The sequence below is a fragment of the Humitalea rosea genome (assembly GCF_003253705.1).
Lineage (GTDB): Bacteria > Pseudomonadota > Alphaproteobacteria > Acetobacterales > Acetobacteraceae > Humitalea > Humitalea rosea.
Map to the genome: position 1 here is coordinate 138,244 of NZ_QKYU01000009.1, position 11,184 is coordinate 149,427.

Annotated in this window: 9 protein-coding genes; 4 read left to right on the plus strand and 5 right to left on the minus strand. The window is 69.6% G+C overall.

Features of this window, described 5'->3' with window-relative positions; all coding sequences use genetic code 11:
• The first annotated feature begins 13 nt into the window (after positions 1-13).
• Complete coding sequence (locus tag C8P66_RS09635) at positions 14-595, plus strand: NAD(P)H-dependent oxidoreductase (RefSeq protein ID WP_111398031.1); 582 nt, start codon at positions 14-16, stop codon at positions 593-595.
• Here the strand turns inward: C8P66_RS09635 and C8P66_RS09640 are convergent, their stop codons facing one another.
• The 4 genes from C8P66_RS09640 to C8P66_RS09655 are packed head-to-tail and all read right to left on the minus strand — an operon-like array spanning position 596 to position 4,464.
• A complete protein-coding gene (locus C8P66_RS09640) occupies positions 596-1,897 on the minus strand; it encodes a cytosine deaminase (RefSeq protein WP_111398032.1) in 1,302 nt (433 codons plus the stop codon).
• Positions 1,894-2,709, minus strand: a complete 816-nt coding sequence (locus C8P66_RS09645; protein WP_111398033.1) for an ABC transporter permease — start codon at positions 2,707-2,709, stop codon at positions 1,894-1,896. The genes C8P66_RS09640 and C8P66_RS09645 overlap by 4 nt, the downstream gene beginning before the upstream one ends.
• Complete coding sequence (locus tag C8P66_RS09650; RefSeq protein ID WP_111398034.1) at positions 2,706-3,464, minus strand: ABC transporter ATP-binding protein; 759 nt, start codon at positions 3,462-3,464, stop codon at positions 2,706-2,708. Before C8P66_RS09650 ends, C8P66_RS09645 begins: the two co-directional genes overlap by 4 nt.
• Positions 3,451-4,464 carry an ABC transporter substrate-binding protein gene (locus C8P66_RS09655; RefSeq protein ID WP_111398035.1) on the minus strand — a complete coding sequence of 338 codons (1,014 nt, stop codon included), beginning with the start codon at positions 4,462-4,464 and terminating at the stop codon, positions 3,451-3,453. Before C8P66_RS09655 ends, C8P66_RS09650 begins: the two co-directional genes overlap by 14 nt.
• A gap of 242 nt (positions 4,465-4,706) precedes the next feature.
• Here C8P66_RS09655 and C8P66_RS09660 point away from each other — a divergent pair, with 242 nt between their 5' ends.
• From C8P66_RS09660 to C8P66_RS09670, 3 genes are read left to right on the plus strand one after another with little or no spacing between them, the layout of a single operon-like run.
• Positions 4,707-5,759, plus strand: coding sequence for an ABC transporter ATP-binding protein (locus tag C8P66_RS09660; RefSeq protein ID WP_111398036.1), 1,053 nt, complete (start codon positions 4,707-4,709; stop codon positions 5,757-5,759).
• Positions 5,756-6,793 (plus strand): extracellular solute-binding protein, encoded by a 1,038-nt coding sequence (locus C8P66_RS09665; protein ID WP_111398037.1) that lies wholly within the window; start codon positions 5,756-5,758, stop codon positions 6,791-6,793. The genes C8P66_RS09660 and C8P66_RS09665 overlap by 4 nt, the downstream gene beginning before the upstream one ends.
• Entirely contained in the window at positions 6,793-8,484 is a 1,692-nt protein-coding gene (locus C8P66_RS09670; RefSeq protein WP_111398038.1) for an ABC transporter permease subunit, read from the plus strand. The genes C8P66_RS09665 and C8P66_RS09670 overlap by 1 nt, the downstream gene beginning before the upstream one ends.
• A 7-nt stretch (positions 8,485-8,491) precedes the next feature.
• Here the strand turns inward: C8P66_RS09670 and C8P66_RS09675 are convergent, their stop codons facing one another.
• The gene (locus C8P66_RS09675; RefSeq protein WP_245903385.1) at positions 8,492-11,173 is read right to left on the minus strand and encodes an SLBB domain-containing protein; all 2,682 of its coding nucleotides are present in this window, start codon (positions 11,171-11,173) and stop codon (positions 8,492-8,494) included.
• Between the last annotated feature and the right edge of the window lie 11 nt (positions 11,174-11,184).

The window sequence follows — 11,184 nt, forward strand, 5'->3', positions numbered from 1 at the left end:
GGGATCATGCGGGATGCGTGTTCTCCTCATCTACTGCCATCCGCGCCCCGACAGCTATTGTGCGGCGCAGCGGGATGCGGTGATAGCTGGACTTCAGGCCGCGGGCCATGTGATCGAGCGGCGCGACCTCTATGCCGAGGGATTCCTGGCCACCATGACTTGCGAGGAACGCGGGCGATATCACGACGTTCCCGATAATCGTCAGGGGATCGAAGACCACACCGACTCGCTCCGTGCCGCCGAGGCGCTGGTGCTCGTCTATCCGACCTGGTGGTATGGCTTGCCGGCGATGCTCAAGGGGTGGTTCGACCGGGTCTGGGCGCCGGGTGTCGCCTTCGCGATGAGCGATGGCGCCATCGAGCCCTTGCTGTCCGATATCCGGCGGATCGCCGTGGTCACAAGCTATGGCTCGCCGCTCTGGTTGCTCTGGTATGTTGGTTGGGGCGACTACAAGTTGATGAAACGCGGCGTGCGGCGCCTATGCGCCAAGGGCTGCCGGCTGGACTGGCTCTATCTGCACGATATGGACCGGCGGCAGCGCCCGGCACTGACCCGGCACCTCGATAAGGTCCGGGCGCATTTCGCCCGCTGGTGATCAGCCAGAAAAGCCGGTGATGCCGTCCAGCTCCGCATAATCCGGGACCGCCGCCTCCAGGACCCGCCCGGCGCGGAGCACCACGCGATCATGCCAGGGACGGCTGAGCAGCTCCGTCGCCATACGCGCGCGGGTCAGCACGAGATCGGCGGTGGCCCCGACGCGCAGCACGCCGGAATCGAAGCCGCAGGCCTCGGCCGGGGTGCGGCAGACGGCGGCGGGCCAGGCACCGGTCGGGTGGTCGAGATGCAGGATGCGGGTGGACTCGCGCAGCACCTCCAGCATGTCCAGATCGCCATAGGCGTAGAAGGGATCGCGGGTATTGTCCGAGGCGAGAGAGACCGGCACCCCAGCCTGCGCTAGCTCATGCACCAGGGTCACGCCGCGCCAGCGTGGGGTGCGGCCCGCCACGCGGTCCTGCAAATACATGTTGCACATCGGCAGCACAACAATGGCGATCCCGGCATCGGCCACCGCCGCGATGGTCTCACGCGCGAAGGCCTCGGGCTGGATCGCGAGGGCGCAGCAATGCCCGCATTGGATGCGGCCCTTGAAGCCGCGACGGAGGGCGGTCCGGGCGATCTCGCCCAAGGCACGCGCGCCGCTCTCCCCGCTCTCATCCACATGCAGGTCAAGGTCGAGGCCACGGTCCTCGGCGAGGGCGAAGAACCGCTCCAGCATGGGCTGGAACCCGGCCGGCATTTTGGCGTGCACATCGCCGGCCAAGCGGACCACCATGCCGAGGATGCCGCCATGCCTCACGACCGTATCGGCGATCATCGTGCCGCCATCGCCAACAAACTGATCCAGAGGCGCAATGCTGCTGGCCTGCAACGCGATCCGTCCGGCCCATGCGTCGCGCAGCCGTGAGAACATGCCCCAGGTGACGGCGGCGTGGTCGGCATCGGTATCCAGATGTGTGCGGATCGCCACCGTGCCGTGAGCCAAGGCGCAGCGCAGCGCGAAATCGGCGCGGGCCGCCATATCCGCGGCGCCCCAATGGCCACCGCGATCGGCCATCACGGCCGTGAGTGCGCCCAGGAAGCTGCCATCGGCATTGCGCGCGCGCGGCCAGATGTGGCCTTTGTCGAGATGGGTATGGGCGTCCACGAAGCCAGGAAACAGGATGCCGCCGCGCAGATCCTGACCCTCGGGCGCAGTGCCCAGGGGGGCAAGGGCGGCGATCTTTCCGTCTTCGATCCGCAGGTCGAGCCGCAGGAAGCCATCCCGATCGGCCGGCGCCCGCAAGCCGTCCATCACCGCGCGATGCGCGCGGCCATTGCGTAGCCAAAAGCCCGTCATGGCCTGTCCCGTTTCACCGCGCTTTCGTGCCACGACCGCAGCAGCAGATGCGAGATCAGCGACAGCACCAGGAAGATCGCGATGCCGGTCAGCGACACGAGCACCAGCGCGGCGAACATGCGCGGGATCTTCAACTGATACCCTGCCTCCAGAATCCGATAGGCGAGCCCGGAGGCCCGGCCCCCCGTGCCTGCCACGAATTCGGCGACGATCGCGCCGATCAGCGAGAGCCCGCCCGCGATCCGCACCCCCGCCAGGAAATACGGCATGGCGGAGGGCAGCCGCAGCCGCCACAGCACCTGCCAGCGGTTGGCGCGATAGAGCCGGAACAGATCCAGCAGATTGTGGTCGGCGGAATTCAACCCAAGCGTCGTGTTCGACAGGATCGGGAAGAAGGCCACGATCCAGGCGCAGATCAGCAGCACCAGCCGTACATCATCGACCCAGATGATGATCAACGGCGCGATGGCGATGATCGGCGTGACCTGCAGGATCACCGCATAGGGAAACAGCGACGCCTCGATGATCCGTGACTGCGCGAACAGGATCGCAATGAGAAGCCCCAGGACCGCCGCGGCGACCAAGGCCGCGAAGGTGATCTGCAAGGTGATGCCGAGGCTGACGGCAAGGCTCGACCAATCCTCCACCAGTGTCTGCGCGATCAGGATCGGGCCAGGCAGGATATAGGTCGGCACCTCTTGCACCCGCACCGCGATCTCCCAGGCGGCAAGCGCCAGAAAGCCGATCACGACCGGTGCGAGGAGACGCAGCCAGCCATCCCTGGTCAGCCCAAGGAAGCCGGGTCCGATCATGCCGCCATTGCCGCATGCAGCGCCGCCGAGATATTCCGCGCATGCCCCGCATACTCCACTGAGGTGCGGAACACCTCGCCGCGCGGATACGCCGCATCGACGGCGCGGTCGGCGGCGACGCGCCCGGGGCGTGGCGCCATCACGATGATGCGGCGGGAGAGGTAGACACTCTCGAACACCGAATGCGTGACGAAGACCACGGTGAATGTCCGGGCCTGCCACAGCGCCAGCAGATCATCGTTGAGCCGCTGCCGCGTGATCTCGTCCAGCGCCGCAAAGGGTTCGTCCATCAGCAGCAGCCGCGGCCGCGTCACCAATCCGCGCGCGATGGAGACGCGCATCTTCATCCCCCCCGATAGCGCGCGGGGGTAGGCTGTCTCGAAGCCCGCGAGCCCGACGCTGGCCAGCGCCTCCGCCGCCCGCGCATCGGCCTCGGACCGCGCGACGCCCAGCAGGTCGAGCGGCAGGCGCACATTCTTCAACGCACTCGCCCAGGGCATCAGGGTCGGCTCCTGAAACACGAACCCCAGCGCTTCCGGCCCCGCCCCGCCCGAGACGGTGACCTTGCCGCTGCTGGCCGGGATCAGGCCGGCGATGATCCGCAGCAGCGTCGATTTGCCGCAGCCAGACGGCCCGAGCAAAGCGACGAAATCGCCTTGCCCGATTGCCAGATCGACACCGCTGACCGCCAGGGTCCCGTTGGCGTAGCGCTTGGCCACGCCTTCAAGCAGGATCGCGGGGTCAGACCCCGACACGCTGGTTCACAAAATCCAGGCTATAGGCGCGCTTGATGTCGAGCCCGGGCGGATTGACGCCGGCGGTGACGAGCGTCTGGTAGAACCGCTCCCATCGCGCATCGCTCATCGCCCCGATGCCGAGGGTGAGCGCATCGCCGGAACGCACGATCCCTTTCTCGTTCATCACCCGCACGGCATAGGCGATCTTGGCATCGTCCATCTCCGGGTTGTCGTGCTTGATGGCCGCATTGGCCGCATCGACGTTGGTGCCGGCCATGTATTCGGTCCAGCCCTCGATGGTCGCGGTGACGAAGCGCTGCACCAGCTCGCGCTTCTCCTCGGTCATCTTCCGGCTTACATCGATGGTGGTCTGGTAATTCTCGTAGCCCGCATCGGCGATCAGATGCACGAGCGGCGTGACCCCCGCCTGGATCGCGGAGAATGGCTCGGACGACAGGAAGCCCTGCTGGATCGCGTCGCGATTGGCGAGGAAGGGTTGAATGTTGAAGGTATAGGGCCGGATCTGATCGTCGGTGTAGCCGAATTTGGCACGCAGGAACGGCCAGAAGGTGGGCAGGCTGGCCGCGCCGATCATGATCGGCTTGCCGCGCATCTGTTCGAAACTGTCGTTGCCGACGCCTGGATGCGACATCAGGATCTGCGGATCCTTCTGCATCATCGCGCCGATGGTGAGGAACGGCAGGTTTTCCCGCACGTAGGATATGGCCTGGAAGCCGTTGGACATGATCATGTCCACCCGCCCCGCCAGCAGCAGCTGCGCCGGGTTCTGCTGCGGCCCGCCCATGCGCAGGTCGCATTCGATCCCGTGGCGGCGGTAGATACCGTTGGCCACCGCCTGGTAGTAGCCGCCTTGCTCGGCCTGGGCCCGCCAGTTGGTCTGGAAGGACACGCGATCCAGCGTCTGGGCGGAAACCCGGGCGCCGGCGACCGGGACCAGGACGGAAGCAATGGTGCCAGATAGCAGGCTACGGCGCTCGAACCGGTATTTCGTGGGCATGATCGTGTTCCCCCAACGGCTGGGCCAATGGATGCCACAGGCGGATGGCTCTGCGCCAGCCTGGCCGGGGCCTTGCGCATGACTGCATCTGATCCGGGCCGGCCGGGGTGCAAGGCCTCCGGATCGCTGCTGCCGCTGGCTTGGGCAGGGCTGCCGCGTCCCTGGGCAAACGTGGTGCGGCACGGTCGGACCCTCGCCAGCAGGCGCTTGCTTCGCCCCCGTCCGCGTGATCCTTGGCGCTGATGTCCCACCTCATCCTCGCCTCCCTGACACGCCGTTATGGCGCCGCGACGGCGGTCGATGCGCTGTCGCTTGAAGTCGGACGCGGGGAGTGCATCGCCCTGCTCGGGCCCTCCGGCTGCGGCAAGACCACGACCTTGCGCATGGTGGCGGGATTTGTCGTTCCGGATGCCGGAACCATCACCCTGGATGGCCGGCGTATCGAACGGGAGCCGGCACACCGGCGGGCCATCGGCATGGTGTTCCAGGCCTATGCGCTGTTCCCCCACATGACTGTCGCCGGCAATGTCGGCTTCGGGCTGGAGATGCGGCATATCGGCCGGGCCGAACGCGATGTCCGGGTCGGGCGCGCGCTCGAGATGGTCGGGCTGGTGGCGCTGGCCGAGCGCTGGCCGTCGCAGCTTTCGGGGGGGCAGCAGCAGCGCGTGGCCCTCGCCCGCGCCCTGGTGACCGAACCCGACCTGCTGTTGCTGGACGAGCCGCTGTCGAACCTCGACGCCTCGCTGCGCGGAGAGATGCGGTCGGAGATCGACCGGCTGCGGCGCCGGCTCGGCATCACCACCCTGTTCGTGACGCATGACCAGGAGGAAGCCCTGGCGCTGGCCGACCGGATCGCGGTGATGCAGGCCGGGCGCCTGGTGGAATGCAGCGATCCGCGCAGCCTGTCCGAAGCGCCGCAGCATGTTTTCACCGCCGGCTTCCTGGGCTCGCGCAGCGTCATCGCCGGGCGGGCCGATGCGGGGCGGTTCCAGGCCGAGGGCATCAACCTGCCCGCCCCCCCTGGCGCCACCCATCTCGTGCTGCGCGCGGCGCGGCTGCGGCTCCTGCCCGCCGGAGCCGCCTCCGACGCCGCCCTGACGATCGAGGCGGTGGTGGCCGAGGCCGCATGGCTCGGCGACACCATCGCCTATGAGGTCACCGCCGGCGCGCACCGCCTGCGCGTGATCCGCCCTTCGACCGAAGCCGCCTTCGCGCCCGGCCAGCCGGTGCGGGTCGCCGCCGAAGCCGATGCCATCGCCTGGATCCACGACACCACGACAGGAGCCGCCGCATGACCGCCCTCATCTCTCGCCGCGCCGCGATCGGCGCCGCCCTCGCCGCCCCCGTCATCTGGGGCCAGGATGCCGTCGCCCAGATCCGCCGCGGCGATGAGCTGACGGTTGGCGTCTGGGGCGGGATGCAGGAGCGCATCCTGCGCGAATTCGTCGCGACCCCGCTGGAACAGCAGCATGGGGTGAAGATCAACTTCGTCCTTGGCGGCACCACGGATCGCCGGGCACGGGCCTATGCCGAGCGCGGCCGGCCATCCTTCGACATCGTCTACCTGAACATCTTCGAGAGTCGGCAGGCGGTGAAGGATGGCGTGACCCAGGATGTCACCGGCAATGTCCCGAATGCCGCATATCTGTACCCGGTGGCCAAGCTCGGTGGCTATGGCGTGGCCTTCAACCCGGTCACCATCGTCTATGACAAGCGCAAGGTCGCGCCCATGACCTCCTGGCGCGACTTCTGGCGCGACGACCTCAAGGGCAAGATCATCTGGCCGACCTACCCCGGCGCCCAGGGCACCTCAGCGCTGCTGATGGCAGCCAAGATCTGGGGCGGCAGCGAGACCAACATCGACCCCGCCTTCACCCATATCGCGGCGCTGAAGCCCTTCGCCGCGATCCAGGCGAGCCAGGACCAGCTCTATGCCATGTTCGACCAGGAGGTGGGCGCGGCTTCCATCGAGTTCGGCTCCTTCACCCGCGTCTATGCCGAGACCCGCAACCCGAACATCATCATCGCCGACCCCACCGAGGGCCAGGCGGTCGCGACCAACGTCGCCTGCATCACCACCGGCACGACCAAGCAGGCGCTGGCCGATGCCTGGGTGAACCTGCACCTCTCGCCGGCCTGCCAGCGCGCCTATGCCGAGCGCATCTATTACTCGCCGACGGTGAACAATGTGGAGCTGCCGCCGGAATTGGCCGCCAAGCTGGTGATGGGGCCGGCCGCCGTGGACAAGCTGGTGGACTTTGACTGGGACCTCGTGATCCGCAACCAGGCGCGCTGGTCCAACCGTTTCACGCGTGAGATCGCCGGCTGATGTTTCGCCGGGGCGGCGGGCCGCTCGGCGCGCTGCCCTATGCGCTGTGGCTGTTGGCGGCCTTCGCCGCCCCGCTCGGCGCCGTGCTGCTGATGAGCCTGCAGGACAGCGTGGAGCCGTTTGCGCCGCTGTCCCTGGTCCCCGCCTTCACCCAATATGGGGAGCTGCTGGGCGACGCCTTCTACTGGCGCACCTTCCTCCACACGCTGGCCCTGGGGGCGGTCGTGACCCTGGCCTCGGCGGTGCTGGCCTATCCGGTGGCACTGTGGCTGACGCGGCTGCCGGCCAGATGGCGGCCGTTGGGGTTTGCCTGCGTGCTGGTGCCGCTGCTGACCAATGTCGTGGTGCGGTCGCTGGGGATCATCCTGCTGCTGTCGCCGACCGGGGTGCTGGCGCAGGGCATCATGGCCTTCGGCCTGCCGCGGCCGAGCCTGCTGTTCGGCTGGTTCGCGGTCGGGCTGTCGCTGGTGCAGGTGTTCATGCCCTTCCTGGTGCTGGCGCTTTACGATGTGCTGGACGGCCAGGATGCGCGGCTGGCGGAGGCCGCTGGCGGCCTCGGTGCCGGCCCCGCCATGACGTTCTGGCGCGTGACCCTGCCGCTGTCGCTGCAAGGGCTGCGGGCGGGGCTGACGGTCGTCTTCCTGCTGGCCTCCACCGCCTATGTCTCGGCGACCTTGGTCGGGGGGCGAAAAGTCTATGTCTCGGCGATGGTGGTCTATCGCGAGGGGCTGGAAAACCTGAACTACCCGCTGGCCTCGGCGCTGGCGGTGCTGATGATGGCGGCCTCGATCCTTGTCACCCTGCTGCTGTCGCGGCTGATCGGCCGGTTCACCCCATGGCTCAGCCAGACGCGCGCGCGGGCGCCGATCGTGGTGCCGCGCGCCGTGGTCGCGGTGATGGAGGCGATCGGCCCCTGGACCGGTCGCCTGCTGCTGGCCCTCGGCCTGTTCCTGTTGCTGTTTCCGCTGGTGCTGGTGGCGGTCGCCTCGGTGAACGACACGCCGCAGGCGACGATGGCGCAGTTCCGCGGCTTCACCTGGAAATGGTACGGGCTGATCTGGGAGAACGAGCGCTACCTCGGCGATGCCTGGACCAGTGCCAAGCTGGCGGCGGCGGCGGTGGCGGTGTCGCTGGTGATCTCGCTGCCGGCCGCCTTCGCCCTGGTGCGCGGCACCTTCCGCGGGCGGCATGGGCTGGGTGCGGCGTTGATGCTGCCGCTGGCGCTGCCGGGAATCGCGATCGGGCTCGGCATGCTCAAGCTGCTGCAATGGTTCACCGTCATCCCGCCGTTCCTGGGGATGCTGGCGGTGCATGTGGTGCTGGTCGCGCCCTTCACCTTGGCGATGCTGCGCGCTTCGGTCGCCGCGCTGGACCGGGCGCAGGAGGAAGCGGCGGGCGGGCTTGGCGCGCCGCCGGTGCGGGTGTTTTCGCGCATCGTGCTCCCCCAATTGGCGCCGGGCGTATTCGTGGCGGGGCTGTTGGGGTTCCTCATCTCCTTCGGTGAGGTGACGGTGACGGCCTTCCTGACCACCGCGCGGCTGCAGACGCTGCCGGTCCGGATCTATGCCGAGGCGGCGTTCAGCCTGGAGAACACCGTCAATGCGATCAGCACGCTGACCATCCTGCTGACCGTGGTACTGCTGCTGGTGGTGAACCGGTTCGTGGCGCTGGACCGGGTGTGGAAGCGGTAGGGCGTCGCTACTTCGCCGCCTCCCGCGCCACCACCGCCAGTGCGGCCGCCGAAATCCCGACCTGGCTGAACACCTGGGTCAGATCGCGGATGAACCCCCAGGTCTCGTAGGGCGAGGGGTCCTGCGGCACCACCACCAGCGACCCCGGCGGCACCGGCGGCCCCCCCTGCTGCCAGGAGCCGAGCCCGGCCGGCACGCTCTGCCCGTTCGGCAGCACCACGAAGGCGCGGGAGTTGTCGGCGAAGCGCTGCGGCCCCCCCGCCCCCTGCACGTAATCCGAGGCGCGCCAGCCGGTGGTGAATTGCAGGCTGCCGGCATTCAGCACGGCCCCCACCACCGTCACCTCATTCGGCCGCTTCGGCAAAGCGATCAGGTCGCCCGGCTCCAGCAGCACGTCCAGATCGGGCCGCGCGGCCAGCACAACCGGATTGGCCTCGACCACCATGCGCCCGGCCGCGCGCGCCTCGCGCAGCGCCGAGGCCAGCTCCCGCCCCGCCGTGATGGCGCTGCCGAGATCGACGCCGCCCGCGCGGCTGCCCGCGACCGCCTGGCCGGCGGCGACCTGGATCAGGCTCTGTTCCAGTTGCTGCGCGGTGCGGGCAAAACCGTCCTGCTGCCGCACCCGCACGCTCTCCCGCGTGAACACGGTGCCATAGGCATAGGCCTGCGGCGTCAGCCCCCCGGCCCGCAGCAGCAGTTCCGACAGGCGCTCGCCACGGCGGATGTCGTAGACGCCGGGCCGCACCACCTCGCCCAGCAGGGTCACCGGCCCGATGTCGCGGTCGCCGAAGCCGCGCGGCACCCGCACCGCATCGCGCGGCGACAGGCGGATCGCCGCGAAGTTGCGGCTGCGCAGGTCCAGCAAGGTGCGTTGCAGCGGGATCGCGCCCGCCTGTTCCAGCGGCTCGCGCGCGTGCTCGATCGCCGCGAGATCGGCGGTGTCGGTGACGCCCCCGCCCGCGGCGATCACCATGTCGAGCCCGGTGTCATCCAGCACCGGATACAGGCCCGGCAGCCGCACCTCCCCGGTCAGCAGCACCGCCGTATCCAGCAGGAAGGGCAACAGGGTCGGGTATTCGAGGAAGATGCGCGGGCAGGGCGGCTCGCCGATATCCGGGAAGCCCGCGCCTCGGGCATGGGCGAAGCGCTGCGGGCTCGATCGCGCCGCGATGGCCAGGGCCATGAGCGCCGGGCAGGTGGTGGCCGAGGCGGCCACGGGGGCCTCGCCCCGCAGCGCATGCTGCACCGGCGGGCTCGCGAGCCACAGCACATCCGGCTGCGCCAGGATGATGATCTCATCCTCCTCCCGCAGGGGCAGGTCCGCGTGCCGTTGCAGCACGCGGCCGAGGTCGAAGGGGATGAAGCGCCGCGCCCGCGTCCCCGCATCCACGCGCCAGACCACGCCGAGACGCACATAGGGGTCCGCCCGCACCAGGCGCGAATCTGCCAGCAGCGCCTGCAGGCTGGCACCGCGCCCCGCCGCCCGTGTGACCGGCACCGCGACATGCCCGGCCAGGCGCATCGCCCCCGCGGGGACATCGGCCATTGGCTGCACCAGCACCGCATCGCCGCGGCGGACGAGGGTGCCGAGGCCGATCTCGCTGAACGCGCGCCGTCCGCCGCTATCGGTGCCCTGCAACAGGAAGCGGTTGCCGGCGGGGCGCAACGGCTCCCCCGCCAGCCGCAACGCCTCGGCCAGCGGCACCGATCGTGCCCCCGCCGGCAACTCGAAGATTCCCGGCCGCGTCACCTCGCCGCCGATGGCGATGACGCCGCCGAGGGCGGGGACGATCACCCGGTCGCCCTCACGCAGCGACAGGTCGGGGCTGCCTCCCTCCCCGACCAGCAGGGGGTAGAGATCGATGAGCCGTGGCCCGCGCGGTCCCTCGACGCGGATCGCGCGCAGCGACCCGGTCTTGCGCACGCCGTTGGCGGCTCCCAGCGCGTCCAGCACGGTGGCCAGGGCAGGCAGCGGCTGCACGCCGGGGCGGACCACCTCGCCCGCCGTCAACACCCCCATCTGGCGGAGCTGGCCGATGGAGACGAAAGCCTCCGACCCGCCCAGCTCGCGTTGGACCCGCGCCTCGATCTCGGCGCGCAGGTCCCGCAGCGTCCGCCCGGCGGCGGGAAAGGGGGCCAGGTCGGGCAGCAGCAGGGTGCCGTCCCGGGTGACGCGCAGGCTATGGGCGGCGCGGGTGCGGCCGCGGATGGCGACCTGCACCTCATCGTCGCGGCCGAGGATGTAGTCATCCGGCAAGGCGCCCGAGGCCGGCCCCTGGGGCAGCATGCCGCGGAAGATGTCGTAGCCGAACTGCCGCAGGCCGCCGTCGAGCCGGGCGGCGAAATAGGCTTCGCTGCCGGAGAGCGGTTCGGTCGGCGGCGGCGGTGGGGCGAGGGGCTGCGCCACAGGCACGACCGGCAGCGGCAGGGCCACGGGTGCGGCGAGGGAAGGCGGCGGCGGCGGTGAGACGGCCCGGCCCCCGGCCGCATCCAGGATGCGTTGCAGAATCTCCTGCTGTGACTGCGGCGAGAGGTTGGGCAGCGTCACCCCGCCCGGCAGCATCGCCGGCAGTTGCGGCGCCGAGAGATATCCCGCGCCCGACGGCAGGGGCGCCGGTGCCGGCTGCGCCACCGCAGCCATGCTCCAAGCCGCCGCCCCCAGAACGAACCCCCAAAGCGCTGCCCGCATCGGCTCGAATC

What these genes read in the sequence shown, in the direction of transcription:
- C8P66_RS09660 (WP_111398036.1), top strand. Translation starts at nt 4,707, where the DNA reads ATGTCCCACCTCATCCTCGCCTCCCTGACACGCCGTTATGGCGCCGCG.
- C8P66_RS09675 (WP_245903385.1), bottom strand. Translation starts at nt 11,173, where the DNA reads ATGCGGGCAGCGCTTTGGGGGTTCGTTCTGGGGGCGGCGGCTTGGAGC.
- C8P66_RS09645 (WP_111398033.1), bottom strand. Translation starts at nt 2,709, where the DNA reads ATGATCGGACCCGGCTTCCTTGGGCTGACCAGGGATGGCTGGCTGCGT.
- C8P66_RS09640 (WP_111398032.1), bottom strand. Translation starts at nt 1,897, where the DNA reads ATGACGGGCTTTTGGCTACGCAATGGCCGCGCGCATCGCGCGGTGATG.
- C8P66_RS09665 (WP_111398037.1), top strand. Translation starts at nt 5,756, where the DNA reads ATGACCGCCCTCATCTCTCGCCGCGCCGCGATCGGCGCCGCCCTCGCC.
- C8P66_RS09635 (WP_111398031.1), top strand. Translation starts at nt 14, where the DNA reads ATGCGTGTTCTCCTCATCTACTGCCATCCGCGCCCCGACAGCTATTGT.
- C8P66_RS09670 (WP_111398038.1), top strand. Translation starts at nt 6,793, where the DNA reads ATGTTTCGCCGGGGCGGCGGGCCGCTCGGCGCGCTGCCCTATGCGCTG.
- C8P66_RS09655 (WP_111398035.1), bottom strand. Translation starts at nt 4,464, where the DNA reads ATGCCCACGAAATACCGGTTCGAGCGCCGTAGCCTGCTATCTGGCACC.